Source organism: Sutterella seckii (genome assembly GCF_009183815.1).
In the GTDB taxonomy this organism is placed as follows: Bacteria; Pseudomonadota; Gammaproteobacteria; order Burkholderiales; family Burkholderiaceae_F; genus Sutterella; species Sutterella seckii.
This window is the reverse complement of the sequence record NZ_WEHX01000008.1, coordinates 16275-40524: the sequence shown is the minus strand read 5'-3', so window position 1 is coordinate 40524 and position 24250 is coordinate 16275. Positions and strand designations below refer to the sequence as shown.

Genomic DNA, 24250 nt, shown 5'->3' with positions numbered 1-24250 from the left:
TAACCCAATGCTTCTTACCCAACCGATTTTTCATCATCACTTGTTCATTAACCCGTCATGACTCTTACCGAACTTAAGTACGTCATAGCAGTTGCCCGGGAACGGCACTTCGGCCGGGCAGCAGAAAGCTGCTTCGTGAGCCAGCCCTCGCTTTCCGTTGCCGTGAAGAAGCTCGAGGAGGAGCTCGGCGTTTCAATTTTCGAGCGCCGCTCAAACGACATCGCCGTCACGCCCGTCGGCAGCCTCATCATCGATCAGGCCCGCAAAGTCATTGAAGAAGCTCACCGGATCACGGAAATCGCCCACCAGGGCCAGGATCCGCTCTCGGGCCCCGTGCGCCTCGGCGTCATCTACACGATCGGGCCCTATCTGCTTCCCGACCTCATCAGCCGCATGACGGAAACGACGCCGCAGATGCCTCTGATTCTTGAGGAAGGCTTCACGACCGAGCTCCTGCAGAAGCTCCGCAACGGCCAGATCGACGTGGCCATCACGGCCGATACGCTCGTCGATACGGGCTTCATGACCGAAGAGCTCTACGAGGAAAACTTCGTCGTTGCCGTGCCTTCCCATCATCCTTGGGTCAACCGCAGCTACATCGGCACGGATGAACTCAAGGACCAGACGATGCTTCTTCTCGGCGCCGGCCACTGCTTCCGCGATCAGATTCTCGGCGTCTGCCCGGACCTTGCCCGCTTCAACCTCAACGCGACCGATGTTCAGAAGACAGTCGAGGGCTCGAGCCTTCAGACGATCTTCCATATGGTTGCTCAGGGGCTCGGCATCACGGTGCTTCCCGCTTCGGCCATTCCTTATCTCACGGGACTCTCGAACGCCATCAAGATTCTCCCCTTCAAGAATCCGCCGCCTACCCGCAAGGCGATGCTCGTCTGGAGAAAGAGCTTCACGCGGATGGCCGCAATCGAAGCCATCCGCGAAGCGACGCTTTCACTTAAGCTCAACGGCTGCGCGCCGCTGCCCGACAGCCACCCCGAGATGCGTTAACCCGCAGTTTGATACCTGACACAACATGAAAGAGCAGACGACAGAAACGCACAAGCCCGCAGCAAGTCCCCTGACGGGCGCCCGCAAGCGCCTCTCGCGGATTGCCTCCGGACGAGGCATCGGCTTCGGCGAACGCATCGACCTGATCGTTCGCATTGCGCTCATGGCCGTAGTGGCGATCGGCTGCTTCATGGTGCTTCAGCCCTTTCTCACTGCGATTCTTCTTGCCGCCGTCATCGCCGTCGTCACGTGGCCGCTCTTCAGGCGGCTGCGCGCGTCCCTCAGGCAGTCCTCGGGCGCTGCGGCAACCCTGATGGTGCTCCTCATCGTGGTCGGCTTCCTGATCCCGATGTCGTTTCTTCTCGTCGCGCTCGCCCAGCAGATTCCTTCCTGGGTGACGAAGACCGCCGCCTGGCTCAAGGACCCGACCCCGGTGCTTCAGGCCGTAGCCGACATTCCCTATGCGGGCTCGTGGCTCCATGAGCAGCTCGCGCTCGCGATCGACCCGGCGACTTTCGGTCATACCGTCCAGCGCATCCTCGATCCGCTTTCAAGCTGGATCGTCAATGCCGCCGTCAACGTCGGCAACGGCCTTGTTCAGCTCGCGCTCGTCACCTTCATCGTCTTTTTCTTCTACCGCGACGGCGCATGGTTTGCCGACCGGATTTCCGAACTGGTCGAACGCGTGTCGGGGGGCATTGCGAGAGAAATTACCGGAATTCTCGTCAACACCACGCGCTCTGTCGTCTTCGGCATCGTCGGCACTGCCATCGGGCAGGGCCTCGTTGCCGGCATCGGCTTCTGGATTGCTGATGTGCCCGGACTTCTCGTCCTCTCCTTTGCCGTCTGCGTTCTCTCCGTCATTCCGATCGGACCCCCGCTCATCTGGGGTCCGGCCGCCATATGGCTCTATACCCAGGGCGAACTCGGGATGGCCGTCTTTCTTGTTCTCTGGGGAACGCTCGCAGTGTCGAGCGTCGACAATTTCATCAAGCCGATCCTGATTTCCCGGGGAACGTCGATGCCCATTGCGCTCATCTTCCTCGGCGTTTTCGGGGGCGTCCTCGCCTTCGGCTTCCTCGGCCTCATCCTCGGGCCGCTCCTTCTTGCCATCGGCCTTGCACTATTCACCGCCTGGCTGAAGCGCCCGGTCATTCGGCTCGCGGAAGCTGCCGTCTCCCGCACGGACAAAGAAGCCCAAACAGCCGTCGGAACCACGGAAGCATCTGATACGAAGATTCAGTAGACCGGCTTATACCGTGCCGGCAAGCCTGGGATTCCCGGCACGGATGGATGTCCGTGCGAAAGCTGGGCGTTCAGAGAATGCTGACAATGCACCCGATCGAGACAAAAATAGCAATAAGGTCTGGACAATTCTTGCACTAGAGGTCGGACAAAAATAGCATTAGCTCATAGACAATTCTGGTATTAGACCCTGGACAAAACTGGCATTAGACATTTTATTTACATACACATCAAATAGTTGAAGCTTCTAAAGGTTGACGCAGAAACCACCTCCCTTTCCCAGCTTTCCAGGATTCATTCCGCCGCAGCGACCTCCATCGACTCCGGCAAAGTGTTAAAAATTTTTATCTGCGGCCAGGGCTCTCTTGCTAAATCTTGCATTTTAAATATAAGATTTCGAAAACATCCTGAGAGCGCGTGGATTACCGCATGCGCTCCCCGAACCTGAAGATTTTTTTATTGCAGGAGATCCCTGACCATGCTGACGCCCCGCCAGATTGAGCTCATCAAAGCTACCGTTCCCGTGCTTCGCGAGCACGGCGTTGCGCTTACCTCTCACTTCTATAAGCGCATGCTCAACGGCAACCCTGAACTGAAGAATGTCTTCAACCAGTCCCATCAGGCGCTCGGCCGCCAGCAGAAGGCGCTCGCCGGCGCGGTACTCGCCTACGCGGAAAACATTGAAAACCCGGGCGTTCTCATCGGCGCCGTGAAGCACATCGCCGCCAAGCACTGCACGGTCGGGATCCGCGCCGAGCACTATCCCATCGTCGGCAAGCACCTTCTTGCCTCGATCCGCGAAGTCCTCGGCGAAGCCGCTACCGATGAACTCATCGACGCCTGGGCCGCGGCCTACGGCATGCTTGCCGACCTTCTGATTCAGGTCGAGAGCGGCATCTACACGGAACAGAACACCGCTGAAGGCGGCTGGTCCGGCTGGCGTCCCTTCGTTGTCGAAAAGCGCGTTGAAGAAACGCCCGAGGTTGCGAGCTTCTACCTCCGTCCCGCCGACGGCGGCACCGTGCCGGCCTTCAAGCCCGGTCAGTTCGTTTCCGTCCGTGCGTATCTCCCGGAACTCGGCGTTGATCAGCCGCGTCAGTATTCGCTTTCGCACGCTCCCGTCTGCGACAAGGGCCTGCGCATCACCGTGAAGCGCATCGACGCTCATGACGGCGCTCCTCAGGGCCACATGTCGACGCACCTCCATCAGACGCTGAAGGAAGGAAGCATCATTGAGCTCTCCGCTCCGGCCGGCGAATTCTTCCTGAAGGAAGGCGAAAATCCTGTCGTTCTCGTGAGCGCCGGCATCGGCATCACGCCGCTCTTTGCCATGCTGCAGTCGATCGCCTCGAAGACGCCGAATCGCCCCGTGGTATTCATGCACACGACGCGCACCAAGGAAGGATTTGCACTGCGCGAAGCCGTGAAGAAGGAGCTCTCCAAGCTCGAGGACAAGAAGGCTCACGTCTTCTTCACGGCCGCTGATGCTGCCGACGTTCCCTGCTGCTGCGGCTGCGCCTTCGAAAAGCATCACGGCCGTCCGGGCGCGAAGGACGTTCTTGCGCTCAATCCTCCCAAGGACGCCGATGTCTACATCTGCGGTCCGACCGCCTTCATGGCCAGCATGAAGGAAGCCTTCCTCAATGCAGGCGTTCCGGCCGGCAGCATTCACTCGGAAGTCTTCGGCACGGGTTCTGAAAGCTAAGACGCGGGCTCGCAAAGCTCCCTGCTAACATCAAAGGCCTGCCGGATATTTTCCGACAGGCCTTTCGTCTTCCAGGTCCCTCATGCATCTCAAGCTCTATACCGATCTCGGACTGCGCGTCCTCATGGTTGTCGCCCGGCTCAGGCCCGAAGAGCGCATGACGCTCCCGGAGCTCGCCGCGCGCCTTAACTGTTCGCAGAACCACGTGACCAAGGTCGCCAACTACATGGTGCGCCTCGGCTGGCTGACGACGGTCCGCGGCAGAAACGGCGGCATGCAGCTTGCCATGCCTGCCGATCAGTACCGCATCGGGGATGTCGTGCGCACGCTCGAAGGGAGCGAGCCGCTCATCGACTGCAGTGATCCGCCCTGCCCATTCTGCGGCAGATGCGCGCTTTCAGGGCTCCTCGATGAAGCGAGGGAAGCGTTCTACAGGACGCTCAACCAGGAGACCCTCGCCTCCATACTCAGTGCTCCCCGGACGATTTCGATGCCTTCATTCATCCGGTCTCCGAAAAAACCCGTTCGGGAAACTGAAGAAAGCGCATCCTGACCGCAGATCCCTCTGCGGCGCTTCAGAATAGAAAAAACGGGCGGAGAAAGAAGTTCCTCCAGCCCGTCCGCTTCCAATCAATCGCAGTGGAGCACGCGTATGGCGAGCCCGCCCTGGCTTGTTTCACGATACTTGGCGTTCATGTCCTTGCCGGTTTCGTACATGGTGACGATCACCTTGTCTAGGCTCACGGTCGGCGCAGACGTGCGCCTCAGCGCCATGCGGGCGGCATTGACGGCCTTCACAGCGAAGATCGCATTTCTTTCAATGCAGGGCACCTGAACCTGGCCGTTCACCGGATCGCAGGTGAGTCCGAGCGAATGCTCCATGCCGATCTCAGCGGCCGTGCAGACCTGCTCGGGGCTTCCGCCCATGACTTCGGCAAGACCCGCCGCCGCCATCGAACAGGCAACGCCCACTTCGCCCTGGCAGCCCACTTCCGCGCCGGAAATCGAGGCATTCATCTTGAAGAGCTCGCCCACGACGGAAGCCGCGAGGAAAAAGCGCAGGCGGTCGTCGGGAGACGGATCGCCGATGAATTTTTCCCAGTAGGCGAGCACCGCCGGAATCACGCCGCAGGCGCCGTTCGTGGGGGCGGTGACGACGCGTCCGCCCGCCGCATTCTCTTCGGAAACGGCGAGCGCGAACATGTTGATCCAGTCGATGACCGCGAGCGGATCCACGCTCGTGCGGCCCATCGAAAGAAGCTGACGGCGAAGGGCCGGCGCACGGCGCGGCACGCGAAGCGGCCCCGGAAGGACGCCTTCCGTGCGGGTGCCGCGTTCAATGCCTTCCTGCATCACCTCATGCACATGCGCAAAATGCGCAAGGATCTCCTTCATCGGGCGGCGGGCCTTTTCGTTTTCAAGCGCGAGACCTGAGATTGAAAGTCCGGACTCCCGGCAGTGCGCAATGAGCTCGGCCGCCGTGCTGTAGGGGTAAGGCACGCGAACCTCTTCCTTCGGCTGGTCGTGAAAGTGCTCTTCATCCACGATGAAGCCGCCGCCGATCGAATAGTAGGTGCGCTCAAAAAGAAGCTTTTCTCCCTCCCAGGCGTGAAGCGTCATTCCGTTCTCATGGAGCGGAAGAAACTCCGAATGAAAGACCATGCCGGAATCCTTCGGAAATTCCACCTCTCTTTCTCCATTGAGGAGAAGCTTTCCGGTCCTGCCGATCCCTTCAATGATGGAAGGAATCCTTTCGAGGGGCACCGTGTCGGGAAGAAATCCCTCGAGCCCGAGGAGAATGGCCTGATCGGTATGGTGGCCGTGACCGGTGAGGGAAAGAGAGCCGTAGACATCCGCCCCCACGCGGGTTGTGCGCTCGAGCAGACCCTTTTGAACAAGATCTTCGCAGAAGGTTTTTCCCGCCCGCATCGGACCGACGGTATGTGAGCTCGACGGGCCGATGCCGATTTTGAAGATGTCGAAGGCGCTGATCATGGAAATTGCCTGAATGGATATCAGAGAGAACAGAATCATGCCTCAAAAGAAGCATGAGCGGGACAAAGGACTTTCCTTGACCGTCACTTGAAGTCCCGCGCGCCAGGGAAAAAATAAAGCCCCCGCGGCGCATTCCGTGAGGGCTTGAATTTTTCCCCGGCAGGCGCCTCCTGACAACAGGAAGCGCAAGGCTTCGGGAAAGGCTCGGACCGGTCCTTAGACCATCACGAGCGCGCAGGTGATGACCGCGAGGAACATCGGGAGCGCCGTGCGCTTGATGACTTCGATCGGCGAGACCATCGCGATGCCGGAGACGAGAATCGTCACGCCGGCGAGCGGGGACATCGTGCGGCCGGCAGCACCGGCGATGAAGGCGAGGCCGCCCAGACCTTCGATCGTCATGCCGAAGTCCTTGGCATGCGGCGTAACGGTTTCATTGAAGGCAAGCGTAGCCGCGTCGCCCGAACCCGTGATCACGCCCATGAGGAAGGGGCCGATGGAGCCGCCCCAGCGGGCGATTTCATTGGATTCCTTCAGAGCCGCAACGAACGTGTCGATGAGGCCGGCGGACTTGAGGCCGGCAGCGAAGACGCCGGCGGCGATGATGATGCCCATCACGTCAGCGTAGCCCTTGCCGGTACCATTGAAGAATTCCTTCGCAAAGGTCTGCGGATTGCAGCGGGCGACGGCGAGCGCAACGACGGCGCCGAGGACCATGGCCTGAGCAACGCCCATCTTGATGAACGGGCACCAGAGGTTGCCGACAACGAGGATCGTGATCGGAACAAGCGGAACGATGGCCTTCAGGGGGCTCGGCACGAAGCCGTCGTCGTTCTTCTGAAGCTTCGACTCGTCAACCTTGGCGTTCTTGTCGCCCTTGTGGTCGCCGAGGATGAGGCACATGATGAGCGTGCCGATCACGCCGAAGGCGCCGACCAGGATCGAGTAGGGAGCGTGGAAGCCGATGAAGTCCATCACTTCCATGTGGGCCATGTTGGCGACGTACGGGTTGTGGGACGTGCCGGGCGAGAGGTAGGAGCCGATCGTGCCGGCAAGAACCGCAGCAGCGGCGCCCGCGGGACGGATGCCGGCGCGCAGCATCACGGGAATAAGCGTGGAGCCCACGGCGGCGGCGCAGCCCGCAGCCGACGGAATGGCGATGTTCACGAAGAACGTGATCACCGTGCAGACGGGAACGAGGAAGATGCCGAGGCCGCGGATCGGGCTCGCGAGATAGTGAACGAGCGAGCGGTCGGCGCCGGTGTACTTGGCGACGAAGGCAAAACCCATCGAGCCGCAGATTGCCATCACGAGGGAGGCATTCGTCATCGACTTCGCGAAGGCGTTGAGACCGCCCACCAGGTTCCAGGAAATGAGGCAGAGGAAGAGACCCGAAGCGATCAGCACGAGTCGTGTTTCATATCGCTTGATGAGTCCGTATATCACGGCAAAGATTGTCAGTACGGCAACCCATTCAGTTATGCCCATGGAATTTCTCCTTCAGGATGGTTTTCAGATTTTTATTGTTATGGTTTACATGTAGTCACATTATGCCTGCGGAATGAGGCATAACGGGCTAGGGAATTGCGAGATACCTATTTGGATCCCGCCGCTTCCCCGGTTTCAGATTGATTTTGAATATCAAAATCAGATTTTGAAGACTTCGCGGCGATACCAGCGGAGTTCCTCAATGCTGTCGCGGATGTCGACGAGCGCCTGATGCTTGCCGACCGAGGTTCCGACCCAAACCTTTTCAGGCGCCCAGCGGCGGGCGAGCTCCTTGATGGTGGAGACGTCGATCGAGCGGTAGTGGAAGTAGCGCTCCATCCCGGGAAGCCAGCGCGCCATGAAGCGGCGGTCCTGGCCGATCGTATTGCCGCACATCGGGCTTTTGCCTTCCGGAACGTACCGCCGGAAGACTTCCCGGAAGATGCGCGAGCACTCTTCCTCGTCGACCGTGCTCTCGAGCACGCGCTTCACGAGCCCCGACTTGGTGTGGGTTTCGGTATTCCAGGCATCCATGCCGTCGAGAATTTCCGCCTTCTGATGCACGGCGACGACGGGCCCCTCGTGGAGGATGTTGAGATTGCGGTCCGTAATGATGGCGGCGACCTCAATGACGCGGTTGACTTCGGGCTGCAGTCCCGTCATCTCCATGTCGATCCAGATGAGGTTGTCGTCGGCATAGGACGGATCACGCGCCGAATTGGAATCTGCTGCTGCGGTCATGAAATGTAAGCCCGGTTGAAAAATGTGACCGAAGTCTACCGCGTCGGTCGCGCTCTCGGGTTGATTCCGATGCGCTCACCGGCGTCGGAGCGCCGCCTCTGCGGGTAAACGCCCGGTCGCGGCCCCGGGAGCGTTTTCCCGCATGCAGCCCTGAGAACCCGCGCCGCGCCGACGGGTTTAACCGAAGGAGATCTCAGGATCCAAGTACAATTTCCGGATTACCCGAAGGCGCGGCATTCTTTTCGAATTCCGCATCATTCTCCTTTTCACACTGGCTTCTCATCCCGTCGCTCCCGTCCCTGATGCATCTCTCCGCTGCCCTCATAGAGCACGTCTTTCTCATCTCCGTAGTGCTCTTTCTGCTTTGCGAGTGCTTTCTCACGGCGCGTCAGATCATTGCGGCGGAACGTTCGGTCGGAAGCGTCCCCGAGGGATTTGAAAACCGGCTCTCGCTTGCCGCCCATAAAAAGGCCGCGGCCTACACGACGGAATCGGCGCTCGCAAATCTTGTTCTCTCCTTCATCGGAGCGGGCTTTGCCGTTCTCATGACGGTCGGGCACGGCTTCAACATCATCGCCGCCTTTCTCGAGACGCTCTCCGACACCACGCTCATTGTCGAATGGGCGCTCATCGTCATCACGGCGTTCCTCATGCTCCTCGTGGAGCTTCCCTTCGGGTGGTTCGCGCGCTTTCGCGTGAAGGAGCGCTTCGGCTACATGAAGCAGACGCGACTCGACTGGCTCTCGCGCACGCTTACCATCAGCGCGGCGGGCTGGGGAACCATGCTCCCGCTTTCCGCGGTTCTTCTTGCCCTCTGCGAGCTTGCGGGCGCATGGTGGTGGCTCGTCGTCTGGTCGGTCTGGCTCATCTATCTTCTCTGGCGCTGGCGGCTTTCCCTCGTTAGGGGCGTCCTCTGGAGCCGCGCAACCCGGCCCATTGAGAATTCCGACCTCCGCACGCTCGTCGCCGACTTTCTTTCTGCGCACGGCTACCAGATGGAAGATCTCGTCGTCATGACGAAGCCGGGCGTCTGGAAGCACGCGCACGTGCTTCTCGTCGGCACGGGCCTGAGGCGCCGGGTCGTCGTCTTTGCGCACGCCGCGGCGAAGCTCACCCGCGAGGAGCTCCTTGCCGTCATTGCCGCGAATCTCGCGAGGCTCAAGGAGCACCACACGCCGTGGCGTATCTTTTTTGCCGCTGCCGGGGGCTTCGTCGTCTGCGCGGCGCTCGGCTGGGGCTCGACCCATGCGGCCTTCTTCGCCGGCCTTGGATTTTCGCCCTTGCTCACCATCGAGCAGCCCGGCGCCCATGCGGGCTTCACCACCGCGCTCGCACTCGTCACGTTCCCGATTCTCTTTTATCCGCTGCGGCCGCTCTTCAACTTCATTTCGCGGCAAATGCAGTACAGCGCCGACCGCTATGCGCTCCGCACGGTCGGCGGGGCCGAACTCACGCGCGCGCTCGTTAAGCTTCACCGCGACTACGCCTCCACGCTCACGCCCTCAAGAATCTACTCGCTCTTTCATTACGATCGTCCGCACGCCGGCATGCGCGTCATGCACATCCGCTCCGTCATCCGGCGGGAGAATCTTCCTGAATCCGGGCCTTCGGACCTCGTGAAATTCCGGACGGCGCCCTACCTCGACCGCGAGCATCCGACGCGGTCGGTGCTTTCCGCCGAGCTCGCGATCCGCAGAAGAATGCACGAGGAAGCCGGACGCTTCAGCCGCGCCCGGATGGCCGCTGAACTCGATCAGGCGCTTCAGAAGGAACGGAACTACGTCGTCGACGACGGGTTTGATGACGAAAAAGCGCCGAATGCAGCCGAACAATCCCCGTCTCGGGAAACCCTTGAAACCACTCGCCATGAAGAAAGCTCCGCGCAGAAAAACTGAATCCCCCGAGCCCTCAGAAACCTTTCCCGGGCGCGTGACCGCAGGTCACGGGCGGCACTTCATCGTGACGCTCGAATCGGGTGAGAAGCTCGTTGCCCACCGCCGCGGAAAAAAGGGGGACGTCGTTGTCGGCGACATCGTGCGCTGCACGCCCCCGGTTTCAGGCGTCGCCGCCATCGAGTCGATCGAACCCCGCTCGACCCTTCTCTACCGCTCGGACGAATGGCGCGTGAAGACCCTCGCCGCCAACGCCGACCTCGCGGCGATTGTCTATGCGCCTCGTCCCACCTTCAATCCCTGGTTCATCTGGAAGGCGCTCCTTGCCGCCCACCAGGGCGGCATTCCCGCCGTCGTCATCCGCAACAAGACCGACATGACGGAAGGCGCCGACGCGGCCGAAGCGCAGGCGAAGCTTCTGCGGTCCATCGGCGAGGAGGTGATTGAGATTTCCGCCTCAGGCGCTCCTGAAGACGCGAGGGAAAAGCTCATTCAGAAATTCGCCGGGGAAACGGTCCTCATGGTCGGTCAGTCCGGCATGGGCAAATCCACGATCCTCAATCTCCTCGTTCCGGAAGCGCAGGCCGAAACGCGCGAATATTCCGAAGCCCTCGACCTCGGGAAGCAAACCACGACCGCCGCCGAATGGCATCCGGCCCCCGAATGGCACGGCGCCGTCATCGATACGCCCGGGTTCCAGGCATTCGGGCTCGCCCATTTGTCGCTTTCCGACATTCTGCGCGCGATGCCCGACATCGCGCGGCACGTCGACGGCTGCCGGTTCTTCAACTGCCGGCATCTCCATGAACCGGGATGCAGCGTCAAGGCGGCGCTCGGCCGAGGGGAAATCGATCCCGCGCGCTACGCCTTCTATGAAGCCGTGGCGAAGGAGGCGGATCCGCTGCCGCGATGAGACTCATCAATGCCGGAGTACGCCGATCGACGGATTGCCTCGCCGTCTGCCTCCCCTAAAATGCTCCTCCTTCAAGCGTCCGCATTTCTCCCTCGCCCCCTGACCCCACATGCAAGAAGAACAGAATGTCATCCCCGTTCGGCCGGCTCGTCCGGTTCGCGCGATTTCCCGGCCTGCTCTCCCCATTCCGCAGACGGGCGAAATCCGGCGCGAGGGCGGCGCCTGGCGCGACCGTTTCGGGCGTCCGCTTACCGACCTCCGGATTTCGGTGACGGACCACTGCAACTTCCGCTGCCGCTACTGCATGCCTAAGGAGAAATTCGCGCACAACCACCAGTTTCTTGCCATGACGGAGCTCCTCACCTTTGAGGAAATCATGCGCATTGCGCGCATTGCCGTCAGAAACGGCATTGAAAAAATCCGCCTGACCGGGGGCGAACCGCTCCTCAGAAAAGGGATTGAAAAGCTCATCGCCGAGCTTTCCTGCCTGAAGAAGCCGGACGGCACGCCGATTGACCTTGCGCTCACGACGAACGGGTCGCTGCTCGTCAAAAAGGGCGAGGCGCTTCGCGATGCGGGCCTGCAGCGCGTGACTGTGAGTCTCGACGCCATCGACGAAGGCATTTTTCAGGGCTTCAACGACGTGGGCTACCCGGCGGCGAAGGTCCTCGAAGCGATCGACTTTGCACGGAAGCTCGGCTTTCGCGTGAAGGTCAATACCGTCGTCAAGAAGGGCGTCAACGAAGGCGAAATCCTGCGCATTGCCGAAACCTTCCGCGGCACCGACGTCATTCCGCGCTTCATTGAATACATGGACGTGGGCAACGCCAACGGCTGGCGGATGGACGAGGTCGTCCCCTCGCGCGACGTCGTCGCGAAAATTGCCTCGAAGTGGGCCGTTGAACCCCTTAAGCCCGCCACGCCCGGCGAAACCGCCGCGCGCTGGCGCTATTGCGACGGCGAAGGCGAATTCGGCGTCATCAGCTCCGTCACCCGGGCTTTCTGCCGCAACTGCTCGCGCGTAAGGCTCTCGATGGAGGGGCGCCTCTACCTCTGCCTCTTTGCGTCGATCGGCTACGACATCCGCACGATGCTGCGCGGCGGCTGCACGGACCTTGAGCTCGAGGAAGCCTTCGGAAGAATCTGGAGCGCCCGCGAGGACCGGTATTCGGAACTGCGCGCCATCGGCGCGGCGCCGGACCGTTCGAAAGTCGAGATGAACTACATCGGCGGATGATATTTCCGCTCGTAAACATCATCACACCTCCATCCCCTCACGTTTCCTCAGGAACTTACCCGAAGCCGTGCGGGCGTCCGAGCACATATACTCTCTCCCCATGCGGGTGCTCCGGGGTTTTCCCGGAAGAACCGGATGGAGCCCGCTGACGCCTGTTGTCCGCCTCGTCGAGGAAGCGGATGCCAATAAAAACCGACAAACGGAGCGCGCCCCTTAAATGTTTTCCAATCCTACTGCCGTCACTTTTATCGGCTACCTGATCCTGATGGTGCTCGTCGGGGTCTTTGCCTATTACTACACCCGCAACTACGCCGACTTCATTCTGGGCGGCCGCAGTCTCGGGGGCTTCGTGACCGCGCTCTCAGTGGGCGCCTCCGACATGAGCGGGTGGCTCCTCATGGGTCTTCCGGGCGCCGTCTTCCTTTACGGCATTTCGCAGAGCTGGATTGCGATCGGATTGATCATCGGCTCCTGGTTCAACTGGAAGCTCGTGGCGGCGCGCCTTCGCGTCTATACCGAAAAGGCGCACAACTCGCTCACGCTCCCCGACTACCTTTCGCACCGCTTTGAAGACAAAAAGAACGTGCTGCGCATCATTGCGGCGGCCGTGATTCTCATCTTCTTCACGATCTACTGCGCTTCGGGCGTGGTTGCGGGCGCCCGTCTTTTTGAGAATACGTTCAGCATGGACTACCAGACGGCTCTCATCGTCGGCGCCGCGGCAACGATTCTCTACGTCTTCATCGGGGGCTTTCTCGCCGTCAGCTGGACCGACACCATTCAGGCTTCGATCATGTGCATCGCGCTCATCGTGACCCCGATCGCCGTCATGATGGATGCGGGCGGCTTCACGGCTACGACCGAGCGCGTGGCGGAAATCAGCCCCTCGATGCTCAACATGATGGAAGGCCACACCGTGATCGGCGTCATCAGCCTTCTCGCCTGGGGTCTCGGCTACTTCGGCCAGCCCCATATTCTCGTGCGCTTCATGGCCGCGAAGTCGATCAAGGTGATCCCGAACGCCCGGCGCGTGGGCACACTCTGGATGCTCTTCTGCCTCGCGGGCGCCGTCGCCGTGGGCTTCTTCGGCTCCGCCTACTTCTCGATGCACCCCGATACCGCGGGTCTCGTGAAGGAAAATCACGAGCGCGTCTTCATCGTGCTCTCGTCGCTCCTCTTTAATCCTTGGATTGCGGGCCTCCTGATGTCGGCCATTCTTGCCGCCGTCATGTCGACCCTTTCCTGCCAGCTTCTCGTCTGCTCCTCCACGCTCACTCAGGACTTCTACCGCACGTACCTGCGCCCGAACGCAAGCCAGCGCGAGCTCGTCTGGGTCGGCCGCACGATGGTGCTCGCCATCTCCGTCGTCGCCGTCTGGCTCGCAAGCGACCCGACGAGCCTCGTCCTTTCGCTCGTTTCCTATGCCTGGGCAGGGTTTGCGGCCGCCTTCGGTCCCGTGATCCTCATTTCCCTCTGGTGGAAGCGCATGACGAAGACCGGGGCGCTTGCCGGCATGGTGATCGGCGCGGCAACAGTGCTCATCTGGAACCACTTCGCCTGGTTCGGGATCTATGAAATCATCCCGGGCTTCCTCTTCGCGACGATCGGCATTGTGGTGGGGAGCCTTCTCGACAAGGCGCCCTCAGAATCCATCACGAAAACCTTCGACGCCGTGGATGCCGAAGTGAAGGCGCTCTCATAAACCCGGAGCACCCTGGTATTTTTCAAGTCGGCCGCAGAAGCTTTGCAAAGCGCTTCTGCGGCTTTTTTTGCTCCGTCCTCAGCCCGGTCGTCCCGGAGAACGCTTCTCCGGAACCGCTATTCGACCAATCTTTTCCCCGGGCCAAACCGCATCGGGATTCCCGCCTAAGAGGAAGCGCCTAAACTCGCAAAAAACGAATTTCTGCTGAAGCTACACTTTGATTTTGAAGGAAGCGCCCTATTCTTCTTATACGTATACAGCTTCCTTTTATTTTTCTTTACAAGGTGCAAAATGCAAAAATTCCCGTTCAAAGCCGCGCTCAGTCTTACCGCTTTTTCCGCCGCCATGCTCATCGCTTCGGCTCCGGCCGAAGCGCGTGAGATAACCGCTGCTGTTGCGACGGGATTCACGACGCTCGATCCCTAGGATGCGGTCGACAACCTGTCGCGTGCGGTTTCGCGCTCCTTCTACGAAAGCCTCTACACGTTCGACAAGGATCTGAAGCCCGTTCCTCAGCTCGCCGAAGGCTATGAGGTTTCGAAGGACGGCCTCACCTACACCTTCCGTCTCCGCAAGGGCGTCAAGTTCCATGACGGCACGGAATTCACCGCCGACGCCGTCAAGATGAATTTCGACCGCGGCATGAATCCGGAGTCGAAGCTCACGCGCCGTACCTTCTTCAAGTTCGTCGACCGCGTTGAGGTCGTCGACCCCTACACCGTCCGCATTGTTCTCAAAACGCCGACTGCGGGCTTCATTCAGCGCCTCGCCAACGGCACGGCCGGCATGATCTGCCCGAGCCTTCTGAAGCGCGCCACCACCAAGCAGGTGACCGCATACGAAGCCTGCGGCACGGGCCCCTACACATTGAAGCGCTTCAGCCCCGCCGAAGAGCTCTATGCCGTCAAATTCCCGAACTACCGCGTTCCGGGGCTCCCGAAGTTCGACGCCATCCGCTGGGTGCCGGTCACGGAAAACTCCACCCGCGCGATGATGCTTCCGATACGGTTGAATCGGTGGTGGGCGCCGTAACGAAAACTCCACCCGCGCGATGATGCTTCAGACGGGCGAGGCGCAGTTCATTTCGCCTGTTCCCAATGAGCAGTTCCTCCCGCTCTCAAAGAGCGGCAAGCTCACGCTCCAGAAGACGCCTTCCGTGGTGACGCGCTACCTCTCGATGAACGAGACGAAGAAGCCCTTCGACGACATCCGCGTGCGCGAAGCCGTGAGCCTCGCGATCAACCGCAAGGCGCTCGTCAAGGTCGCCTACAACGGCTTTGCCGTTCCGTCGACCGGCTACCTCCCCACGCAGATTGAAGGCGGCGTCGACTTCGGCGAATTCCCTTACGACCCGAAGCGCGCCCGCGAACTTCTGAAGGAAGCGGGCTTCCCGCAGGGCTTCAAGACCACGATCTGGTCGGCATACAACGACGGCAAGACCGTGAAGACCCTTCAGTTCCTGCAGCAGCAGCTCGCTCAGGTCGGGATCCACGCGGAAACCAAGGCTCTGGAAGCCGGTCAGCGCACCGTGATTTACGGCGCCAAAACCCCGGCGGAATCGCAGCACCAGCTCTACCTCATCGGCTGGACCAATTCGGCCGCTGAACCCGACTGGGGTCTGAGGCCGCTCCTTGACAGCCGCAGCTGCCCGCCGGTCCTCAACAACGACTCCTATTACAAGAACCCGAAGGTGGACGCGCTCTTTGATGAGGCCATCAAGGAAACCAATACGGAAAAGCGCGTCGAGCTCTATCACGAAATCCAGAATCTCGTGAACGCCGACAAGCCCTGGGCGCCGCTCGTCTTCGAGATGGTGACGGCGGGCACCGCGAAGGAGCTCAAAAACTTCACGGTGCTCCCCGACGGGGGCTTCGACTTCTATTCGGCTGAGTGGAAGGAATGATTTCCCCTGAAGCTCAGATCTGACTTTTTCTTCAACCGTATCCCGGAGGCTTTCCTCCGGGATATATTTTTTCCTGCGTTTACATTCACCCTCGAGGTTCTCTCATGACGATTGCTCTTACCGGCAAAATGTCCGGCACGGCCGACAAGCACACTGCCGACTCGCTCAAGGCTTCCTTTGAGAACGCCTGGTTCGCGGCAGCCCGGGGCGCTTTTGAAGGAAAGCTTTCGGATGCTCCCGAAAATCTCCCGGCCGCACCGATTCTTCTCTTTGCGCACGGGAGTTCCGGCATCGGCGCGCCCCTGAAGGCCTTTGCACGCTTCGTCTCGAGCCTCGGCTGGTCCTTCCTCGCACCCGATTCCTTCGTGGTTCCCGACCGCATCACTTATTCGTCCCCCGTCTCGCGCGAAAACTACGAGCGCGTCCATGCGATGCGCTCTCAGGAACTCGACTATGCCGCCCGGCACCTTGATGAAGCGCCCGGCTTCTCTGGGCGCTATGCCGTGGCGGGCACGAGCGAAGGGGGCGTCGCCGCCGCGCGCTTCACGGCTCCCGAAGGCCGCCGCGAGACCGGCCGCATCCTCTTTTCCTGGCCTTGCGAAGACAACTACCACGTCGTCGTCCACCAGACGCATATCCCCGACGATGTTCCGGTGCTGAACATCATGAGCGCCGAAGACAAATACTTCAGCCGGGCAAATCCGTGGCTCGACAATCCGGATGCGCTCGGACACGCCGGGCGGACGCTCGCCCGTCATCCGCAAACGTCGATTCTCCTCATTCCCGGAGCGCCTCATACGCTCTTTGCGCTCCCTCAGACGGAGTCCGCAGTCAGGGCATTCCTCGAGAGAATTTGACGGCATCGATTGACATGCGCTTTCCTGGGAGGGCGCAATCTGCTTTATAGGAAAGGCGCTTTCAGACTGTAAGCCGGAAGAACCCGGGATGAGCTTGACTCCTCCCGGGATTCCGGAAGCGCATGGAAGTTATAAACACTTATAGCGCGCTGCGTAATTACGTAAAAAGCACTGAATCTGCGTAACTTCAGGCTCAGTGCGAGCGCCGGCGGTTTGGAAAGACAACGCTCCCTCAGATCGACCTGAATTCCTTCCCGAAAGCGACAAACGCTCTCGTCAGCCGCGTCGATCTCCAGAGTCAGGGCTACCGACCGCAGCGCCTCCAAGTCTTAAGGCCGGACAGGCAATCCGCACGAAACCATTGCGCTACAATGAGCGCCCTTCAAAGCGCTTGTCTTTTTCCCGTTTTTCAATAACTTTCAATGTCATCGAGTTCACTCGCCGCGCGTCTGCGCAAGATTCTTCCCTTCATCGGCCGCAATACTGCGAGCGCCGACCGCGAATGCTATCTGCGCGCCTTCCGCCGTCTCTATTCTGAAGACCCCATGGCCTTCAGCGAAGTCTTCGATGACGAGCTCGAAAAGCTCCGCTCGGAATATCCGCGCGAGATCACGGAACTGATTGAGCAGGCGGGCTACGCCGAGCTCGACGACCAGATCGTCGCCGCAGAGCGCGAGGACGGGTCGGTGACGACCCTCTACGCCGCGGGCTTTCTCGCCTACGGGCTGGAAAACCAGGCGCTCGCCGCGGAAAACCTCACGCGCGAGGATGCCGAAAAGCTGAGGGCGCTTCTTCTCAACGAATATTTCGACGAGTCGGTCGCGAAGATTCAGATCTATGAGCATCTGATGCCCATCAACCACCGCGCCTTCGTCGATGCGGGAGAGTCGCAGCGCTTTCTGCGCCAGATGATGCGCTCGAAGGGCGACTTCATCGCGACCTTCGATTCGATCGACATGCCCGGGATTGACTACACGCTCGACGAAGAGGACGGCACCGACATTGCCGCGCGCTTTCGCCTCATTCTCTTTACCGTGCGCACACCGCGCGGAGAGAAGCCGGCCTTGAAGCGCCCCTTCCGGTTCCTCGGATTCGCGACGAATGAAGGAAAGAACGCGGTGCTCACGAGCGAAGCCATTTTGAAGACCCGCTGGGGCGCCGAGCTCACGGCGCTCCTCTCGGTGCGCTGCGGCCGCGGGCTTCGCTTCTGCGTGACCGAACCCACGCTTCTCAACGACACCGTCCGGCAGCTCGACTACGTGACGGGCCTGAAGCGCATCATGGTGGTCTTCACCCGCACGGCGCTCGACGAAAACGTTCCTCCCGAAAACCTGATCGTGAGCCTCGGCGCCTTCTCCGATCCCCTGAAGGGCTATTCAGAGCTTCGCGTCGCCTTTGCGCGCCCCGAAGCCCCCGACGATCTGATTTCTGGCGTGCCGATTCCGCTCCCTTCAGGCCCCAACGTCTCCCAGGCCGTGGGCGAAATCGCCAACATGATCGTGGGTCAGTTCGAAATGGAAGGCATTCAGCTCAAGACCCCCATTCACGGCGAATGTCCCTGGCTCACGGCGGAGCCCGACACGATGGACCGCCTTTACAACTCCATCCACAACATTCAGAAGCCCCTGAGAAAAAAGGACGCCGTGCCGCGTCCGACGATGCCGAGCATGATGCTCAACTAACTTTTCAGAGTTCAAAGGCTTCTAAAAAAGCCCGGCCTCCAGTAAAGGAGCCGGGCTTTTCATTTGGTTCTTCAGGAGGGCATTACTTCTTTGCGCCCGAGATGTCCGGATGGCCTTCCGGGAGCTTGGCGCCCGCCGGAACTGCAGGGTGGCCTTCAGGGAGCTTCGCGCCCGCCGGAATTTCAGGGTGACCCTCGGGGAGCTTCTTCGCATCCGCCTTCGGCTGATCCTTCTGAATCTCTTCCTCGCGGATGGGCACCTTGTTTTCGCCCTGGAGGAGGTCCGGACGGACTTCCTGAATGATCGCGGCTTCAGGAGCGCCCGCCGTCTGCATGGCGCAGAAGATCATCGTCTGGCCGTTGTAGGGCTGGATGTGGAAGGCGCGCTCCGTCATGTCCATTTCCGGATATTCGTAGTTGTCCGGGCGCTTGTAGGGCTTCCAGACCGGTTCGTTGTTGCTGCGGACCATGCGGTTCGCGTGCGCGGACATGTGGCGCGTATCCACGGCTTCCCAGTCGACCTTGAAGGCGTCGATCGCCTTCTTCCAGTCTTCCTTGACGATGAGACCCCAGAAGTGGGTGTGCATGTCGGGGACGCCCGGATAGCGGATGATTTCGTCGTTGAAGACGTAGCCCGTTACGGTGAGGCCCGAGTCCTTGAAGGGCTTCGGGAACATCACGATGTCAAGGGGCTGCTTCTCGACCTTGAGAAACGCCATGTCGCCGGAACGGATCTTGAGCGTTTCCGGAATGTTCTTATCCTTTGCAATGGCCTTGAAGTAGCTTGCATTGCAGGCAAGAAGCGAATTCAGAATCTGCGAATCGGCAGCCTGAGCGGCGCCGGCCACGATGCCGAAAAGGGCAAGCGCAAGAACCGTCTTTTTCACGTTGAGTCTCCTGTACGAGGGAATCATGGCGCTTTCCGGATATTCTTCCGCCGCCATGCCATGAGCGGGATTCTCGCGCCGGCATCTTGCGTCCGGCTTAAGAAACGAAAAAGCGCACGGGACGAAGGAGGCAGAGTTCCTTTTCCCATGCGCCTTTTCTTTTAAGCTTGCCGTGAAGTCTCAGGCGCCCGCCCGGATTGAACGGGCGCCCCGGGCATTCAGAGGATCAAAGCCCTCAGGCCTTTTCCTTCTCCGCAGGCTTTTCCACCGTAAAGGTGAATTCGTCGCCCTTGGCGAGACCTTGACCGTATCCTCGGGCGCAGCCTTCCCTTCGAGAAGGAGGCGTGCAATGCCGTTTTCGATGCGGTCCTGGATCGCGCGCTTCAGAGGTCTTGCGCCGAACTGCGGATCAAAGCCCACCTTCGCGATTTCGTCGAGCGCGGCTTCCGTCACGTCAAGGCCGATCTGCTGCTCGGTCATGCGCTTCTTCAGCTGCTTCAGCTGGATCTCGGCAATCTTCTTCACGTTCTTCGCGTCAAGAGAATTGAAGACCACGATCTCGTCGATGCGGTTGACGAATTCCGGACGGAAGTGCTGGCGCACCTCCTTCATCACGGCATCCTTCACCTTCTCGTGCGGCTCGCCCGTCATCTCCATGATTTCCTGAGCGCCCAGGTTCGAGGTCATGACGATCACGGTGTTCTTGAAGTCCACCGTACGGCCCTGGCCGTCCGTCATGCGCCCGTCGTCGAGCACCTGCAGAAGCACGTTGAAGACATCCGGATGGGCCTTTTCGACTTCGTCGAGCAGGATCACCGAATAGGGCTTTCTGCGGACGGCTTCCGTAAGGTAGCCGCCTTCTTCATAGCCCACATATCCCGGAGGCGCGCCGATCAAACGGGCCACGCTGTGCTTTTCCATGAATTCGCTCATGTCGATGCGGATCATGGCCTCATCGGTGTCGAAGAGGAATTCAGCGAGCGCCTTCGTGAGTTCGGTCTTGCCGACGCCCGTGGGCCCGAGGAAGAGGAAGCTGCCGTAGGGGCGGTTCGGATCGGAAAGGCCTGCACGGCTTCTCAGAATCGTCTCCGTCACGCGGCGCACCGCCTCGTTCTGGCCGACCACGCGCTTCTCGAGGGCTTCAGCCATGTGAAGAAGCTTCTGGCGTTCGCCTTCCATCATCTTCGAGACCGGGATGCCCGTCGCGCGGCTCACCACCTCAGCGATTTCCTCAGCGCCGACGGACGTGCGAAGGAGCTTCGGCCCCTTTTCGCTCGCTTCCGTGCGGGCTTCGGCCTTCTCGGCTCTTCTCAACTTCTCCTCGAGCTTCGGGAGCACGGCGTACTGGAGCTCGGCGAGCTTTTCGTACTGCGCGCTTCTCTTATATTCATCCATCTGACGATGAACTCGGTCGATTTCGTCGCGGACCGACTTCTCGCCCAGGGCTTCGCTCTTTTCCTTCTTCCAGACCTCTTCGAGGTCGGAATATTCGCGCGAAAGCTTGGCGATTTCGTCTTCGATCACCTGAAGGCGCTTCTTAGATGCATCGTCCGTTTCCTTCTTCATCGCCTCGCGTTCGATCTTCAGCTGAATGAGGCGGCGGTCGAGCTTGTCGAGCGCCTCGGGCTTCGAATCGATTTCCATCTTGACGCGGGCAGCGGCCTCATCAATGAGGTCGATCGCCTTGTCGGGAAGGAAGCGGTCGGTGATGTAGCGGTGCGAGAGTTCAGCCGCAGCCACAATCGCGGGGTCGGTAATTTCGACGCCGTGGTGCGCTTCGTACTTTTCCTGCAGACCGCGCAGAATGGCGATCGTGTCCTCAACAGAGGGCTCGTCGACCATCACTTTCTGGAAGCGGCGTTCGAGTGCGGCATCCTTTTCGACGTACTTTCTGTATTCGTCAAGGGTGGTCGCGCCGATCACGTGAAGTTCGCCTCTTGCGAGGGCGGGCTTCAGCATATTGCCGGCATCCATGCTCCCCTCGGTCTTCCCCGCACCGACGACGGTGTGGAGCTCATCGATGAAGAGAATGATCTGGCCCTGCTGGTCCGTCACTTCCTTCAGAAGCTTCTTGAGGCGCTCCTCAAATTCGCCGCGGTACTTGGCGCCCGCAATGAGGCCCGCCATATCGAGCGAAAGAATGGTCTTGCCGCGAAGAGTATCAGGCACTTCGTTGTTGACGATGCGCTGAGCGAGCCCCTCAACGACGGCCGTCTTGCCGACGCCCGGCTCGCCGATAAGGACGGGGTTGTTCTTCGTGCGGCGCTGCAGAATCTGCATCGTACGGCGAATCTCGTCGTCGCGGCCGATCACGGGGTCGAGCTTCCCTTCACGGGCACGGGCCGTCAGGTCGATCGTGTACTTCTTCAGAGCCTCGCGCTGATTTTCCGCATCGGGGTTGTCGGCGGTGTCGCTTCCGCGAACGGCCTTGATGGCTTCTTCCATCGCACGGCGCGTGAGGCCGGCGTCCTTCGCAAGGCGCCCGGCCTCGGAACGGTCGTCCGAGAGCGCAAGAAGGAACATCTCGGTCGAGACGAACTCGTCGCCCGCCTTCATCGCTTCCTTTTCAGTGAGGTTCAGAAGGTTGACGAGATCGCGCGACACCTGGATGTCGCCGCCCTGACCGGTCACCTTGGGCAGACGGTCGATGGCTTCATTCACGTCGCGCGTTAAGCGCTGCACATTGACGCCGGCACGCTCGAGCAGGCTCCTGCTCGAACCTTCATTGTCGGCGAGCACGGCTGCAAGCAGATGCAGGGGTTCCATGACCTGGTTGTCATGGGCGAGTGCAAGCGACTGAGCCGCGCCGAGCGCATCCTGAAACTTAGTCGTGAGCTTGTCTTGACGCATATGTATGAAATCTCCCTTTGGGACGCTCCGTATTGGGATCATCCCGAATATGCAATACATATGGGGGTGGAGCTCAAAAGATCAAGGGCGCGTCCCCCGCAGAACGCGCCCTTTTTACGTTTGGTTTCAAAGAGATGTTTGACGCTTCTGCCTCATTCTGGCAGTCCGCCCTAGCCCCAGCGGGCCTTTGCCCGGTCGTCCGACTCCCGCGCATCAACCCAGCGTTCGCCCTCGGGCGTCGTCTCGCGCTTCCAGAAAGGCGCCTCGGTCTTCAGCCAGTCCATGATGTATTCGCACCCTTCGAAGGCTTCGCCGCGGTGGGACGCAGAAACCAGGCAGAGCACGATCTGGTCGCCTACGGAGAGATCGCCCACGCGGTGAATGACGACGACGTCCTCGAGATGAAAGCGCTCGCGGGCCTTCTCCACGATTTTCCCGAGCGCCTTTTCGGTCATGCCGGGATAGTGCTCGAGCGTCATCTTCGAAACGGCCGCGCCGTCGTTCCTGTTTCTCACGACGCCCACGAAGGAAACGACTGCCCCTGCGGAGGGACTTGCCTCGCGCACGCGTGCGACTTCGGCGTCAACGGAAAAGTCCTCCGGGCTCACCCGGATGGTGGTTAATGACACGACGAACCTCCCGTCAGCCGCCCGTCACCGGCGGGAAAAAGGCAACCTCGTCGCCGTCCTTCACGGCAGCGTCATCCTCGGCCATTTCCTGGTTGACGGCGCCGCGGATGCGCCTCAGATTCTTAAAGGCCGAATCCCAGGGCTCGCCCCGGGCGACGAGCGCCTCGCGAACGCCCGCGAGCGTCGACGCTTCGCCCGGGATGTCGATCATTTCGCCCGGTTTGCCGATCTTGTCGCGAAGGCTCGCGAAATAAAGCACTTTTACCTGCATCAAAAAATCCTTCTGGAAAAGCCGCCGGTTCTCAGGCGAAAAACTGCGCAAAGGGGAAGTAGTGAACGATGTCGCCCTTCTTCACCGACGCGCCCGCCGGAATGTCGACGAGTCCGTCCGCCCAGGCGCAGCTTGAGAGCACCTGCGAATTCTGCGTGTGATAAAGATCGAGCCCGCCCTCGTCGTTTCTGCGCACGCGCACGAATTCCTCGCGGTCGCCGGGCTTCGCCCAGTCGAAGTCCGCGCGGATCTTCATCGGCGTCATGTCGACCTTGGTTAGGCCCATTCTGCGCATGAGGTAGGGGCGCGCCATCATGAGGCAGACGACGAAGCCCGAGACCGGGTTTCCGGGGAGTCCGATGAAGGGCACGCCCTTCACTTCGCCGAAGGCGAGGGGCTTTCCGGGCTTCAATTTCACGCGCCAGAGGTCGATCCGGCCGAGCGCCTCAACGGCGGGCTTGATGTGATCCTCTTCGCCCACGGACATGCCGCCCGTCGTCATGATGACGTCCGACGTTTCCGCCGCGTTCTCGAGCGCGCGCTTTGTGGCCTCAAGGCTGTCGGGAATGCTTCCCAGATCCGTCGCCTCGCAGCCGAAGAGCGTGAGGAGGCTTCGGATCATGAAGCGGTTCGAGTTGTAGATTCCGCCCGGACGAAGGGGTTCGCCCGGCTGCACGAGTTCGTCGCCGGAGAAGAAGACCCCGACCCGGAGCTTGCGGTAGACGGTGACGTAGGCGCGGCCGATCGAAGCCGTCATGCCGATGGCGCCCGGCGTCATGCGCACGCCCTTTTTGAGAATCACCGAACCCGCGGCAACGTCGGAACCCTGACGGCGCACCCAGGCGCCCTTTTTGGGAGCCGTTCTGAATACCGCCATGTCCCCGTCGCGCTCCACCTCTTCCTGCGGCACGACGGTGTCGGCGCCTTCCGGCATCGGAGCGCCCGTAAAGATTCGCGCGCAGGTGCCGGGTTCAAGTGCGACGCCCACCTTGCCGGCAGCAATGCGCTCGGCAACGGGAAGGCGCACGGGAGCATTTTCAGAAGCGGAGGCGAGATCAGCCGCCCTCAGGCAGTAGCCGTCCATCTGGGAATTGTCCCAGCCCGGAACGTCGATCATGCTCGTCACGTCTTCGGCAAGCACGCGGCCCGTGGAATACATGAGCGGAATGGTTTCTGTCTCATGAATGGGCTCGGCTTCCCGAAGAAGCATGGCGAGCGCCTCAGCATAGGTAATCATCGATTCTGTCCT

General features: G+C 60.5%; 20 protein-coding genes and 1 pseudogene. 12 read left to right on the top strand and 9 right to left on the bottom strand.

Annotated elements, in window-relative coordinates; all coding sequences use genetic code 11:
• Positions 1-57 precede the first annotated feature (57 nt).
• The 4 genes from GBM95_RS02885 to GBM95_RS02870 all read left to right on the top strand — a co-directional run bounded on the left by GBM95_RS02885 (position 58) and on the right by GBM95_RS02870 (position 4508).
• Entirely contained in the window at positions 58-1005 is a 948-nt protein-coding gene (locus GBM95_RS02885) for a LysR substrate-binding domain-containing protein (RefSeq protein ID WP_152157704.1), read from the top strand.
• Positions 1006-1030: 25 nt separating this feature from the next.
• Positions 1031-2251, top strand: a complete 1221-nt coding sequence (locus tag GBM95_RS02880) for an AI-2E family transporter (protein ID WP_152157703.1) — start codon at positions 1031-1033, stop codon at positions 2249-2251.
• Between the two features lie 477 nt (positions 2252-2728).
• Positions 2729-3955: an NO-inducible flavohemoprotein gene (gene hmpA, locus GBM95_RS02875; RefSeq protein ID WP_152157702.1), complete on the top strand. Its 1227-nt coding sequence runs from the start codon at positions 2729-2731 to the stop codon at positions 3953-3955.
• An 82-nt stretch (positions 3956-4037) separates the two neighbouring features.
• Positions 4038-4508 carry an RrF2 family transcriptional regulator gene (locus GBM95_RS02870; protein WP_152157701.1) on the top strand — a complete coding sequence of 157 codons (471 nt, stop codon included), beginning with the start codon at positions 4038-4040 and terminating at the stop codon, positions 4506-4508.
• Positions 4509-4585: 77 nt separating this feature from the next.
• On the opposite strand, the gene GBM95_RS02865 is transcribed toward GBM95_RS02870, so the two are convergent.
• The 3 genes from GBM95_RS02865 to orn form a co-directional block, all read right to left on the bottom strand.
• Positions 4586-5950 (bottom strand): L-serine ammonia-lyase, encoded by a 1365-nt coding sequence (locus GBM95_RS02865; protein WP_152157700.1) that lies wholly within the window; start codon positions 5948-5950, stop codon positions 4586-4588.
• Positions 5951-6166: 216 nt separating this feature from the next.
• Positions 6167-7438 (bottom strand): C4-dicarboxylate transporter DcuC, encoded by a 1272-nt coding sequence (gene dcuC, locus GBM95_RS02860; protein WP_152157699.1) that lies wholly within the window; start codon positions 7436-7438, stop codon positions 6167-6169.
• A gap of 159 nt (positions 7439-7597) precedes the next feature.
• Entirely contained in the window at positions 7598-8179 is a 582-nt protein-coding gene (orn, locus tag GBM95_RS02855) for an oligoribonuclease (RefSeq protein WP_152157698.1), read from the bottom strand.
• 302 nt (positions 8180-8481) lie between these two features.
• Between orn and GBM95_RS02850 the strand changes: the two genes are divergently transcribed.
• The 4 genes from GBM95_RS02850 to putP all read left to right on the top strand — a co-directional run bounded on the left by GBM95_RS02850 (position 8482) and on the right by putP (position 13923).
• Positions 8482-10074: a M48 family metalloprotease gene (locus GBM95_RS02850; RefSeq protein ID WP_152157697.1), complete on the top strand. Its 1593-nt coding sequence runs from the start codon at positions 8482-8484 to the stop codon at positions 10072-10074.
• Complete coding sequence (gene rsgA, locus GBM95_RS02845) at positions 10046-10984, top strand: ribosome small subunit-dependent GTPase A (protein WP_152157696.1); 939 nt, start codon at positions 10046-10048, stop codon at positions 10982-10984. The genes GBM95_RS02850 and rsgA overlap by 29 nt, the downstream gene beginning before the upstream one ends.
• A gap of 163 nt (positions 10985-11147) precedes the next feature.
• Positions 11148-12221, top strand: a complete 1074-nt coding sequence (moaA, locus tag GBM95_RS02840; protein ID WP_404817495.1) for a GTP 3',8-cyclase MoaA — start codon at positions 11148-11150, stop codon at positions 12219-12221.
• 217 nt (positions 12222-12438) lie between these two features.
• Positions 12439-13923: a sodium/proline symporter PutP gene (gene putP / locus GBM95_RS02835; RefSeq protein ID WP_152157694.1), complete on the top strand. Its 1485-nt coding sequence runs from the start codon at positions 12439-12441 to the stop codon at positions 13921-13923.
• Positions 13924-14190: 267 nt separating this feature from the next.
• Here putP and GBM95_RS12535 read toward each other — a convergent pair whose 3' ends face one another.
• Positions 14191-14514, bottom strand: coding sequence for a hypothetical protein (locus GBM95_RS12535; RefSeq protein ID WP_226963130.1), 324 nt, complete (start codon positions 14512-14514; stop codon positions 14191-14193).
• On the opposite strand from GBM95_RS12535, the gene GBM95_RS12940 reads away from it, so the two are divergent.
• The 4 genes from GBM95_RS12940 to GBM95_RS02820 all read left to right on the top strand — a co-directional run bounded on the left by GBM95_RS12940 (position 14422) and on the right by GBM95_RS02820 (position 18365).
• Complete coding sequence (locus GBM95_RS12940) at positions 14422-14955, top strand: ABC transporter substrate-binding protein (protein WP_264298068.1); 534 nt, start codon at positions 14422-14424, stop codon at positions 14953-14955. The two genes, GBM95_RS12535 and GBM95_RS12940, sit on opposite strands and share 93 nt — an antisense overlap.
• Before the next feature lie 19 nt (positions 14956-14974).
• On the top strand, positions 14975-15826 hold the full coding sequence (locus tag GBM95_RS12935; RefSeq protein WP_264298067.1) for an ABC transporter substrate-binding protein: 852 nt from the start codon (positions 14975-14977) through the stop codon (positions 15824-15826).
• A gap of 104 nt (positions 15827-15930) precedes the next feature.
• Complete coding sequence (locus tag GBM95_RS02825) at positions 15931-16683, top strand: alpha/beta fold hydrolase (protein WP_152157693.1); 753 nt, start codon at positions 15931-15933, stop codon at positions 16681-16683.
• Between the two features lie 422 nt (positions 16684-17105).
• Positions 17106-18365: a hypothetical protein gene (locus tag GBM95_RS02820; protein ID WP_152157692.1), complete on the top strand. Its 1260-nt coding sequence runs from the start codon at positions 17106-17108 to the stop codon at positions 18363-18365.
• Between the two features lie 82 nt (positions 18366-18447).
• Here GBM95_RS02820 and GBM95_RS02815 read toward each other — a convergent pair whose 3' ends face one another.
• The 5 genes and pseudogenes from GBM95_RS02815 to GBM95_RS02795 all read right to left on the bottom strand — a co-directional run bounded on the left by GBM95_RS02815 (position 18448) and on the right by GBM95_RS02795 (position 24238).
• Positions 18448-19251: a hypothetical protein gene (locus GBM95_RS02815; protein ID WP_152157691.1), complete on the bottom strand. Its 804-nt coding sequence runs from the start codon at positions 19249-19251 to the stop codon at positions 18448-18450.
• A gap of 297 nt (positions 19252-19548) precedes the next feature.
• A pseudogene (clpB, locus tag GBM95_RS02810) lies at positions 19549-22101 on the bottom strand (ATP-dependent chaperone ClpB); the annotation flags it as partial.
• 170 nt (positions 22102-22271) lie between these two features.
• Entirely contained in the window at positions 22272-22730 is a 459-nt protein-coding gene (gene moaE / locus GBM95_RS02805) for a molybdopterin synthase catalytic subunit MoaE (RefSeq protein WP_152157689.1), read from the bottom strand.
• A 13-nt stretch (positions 22731-22743) separates the two neighbouring features.
• The gene (gene moaD, locus GBM95_RS02800; RefSeq protein ID WP_152157688.1) at positions 22744-23001 is read right to left on the bottom strand and encodes a molybdopterin converting factor subunit 1; all 258 of its coding nucleotides are present in this window, start codon (positions 22999-23001) and stop codon (positions 22744-22746) included.
• A gap of 31 nt (positions 23002-23032) precedes the next feature.
• Entirely contained in the window at positions 23033-24238 is a 1206-nt protein-coding gene (locus GBM95_RS02795) for a molybdopterin molybdotransferase MoeA (protein ID WP_152157687.1), read from the bottom strand.
• Between the last annotated feature and the right edge of the window lie 12 nt (positions 24239-24250).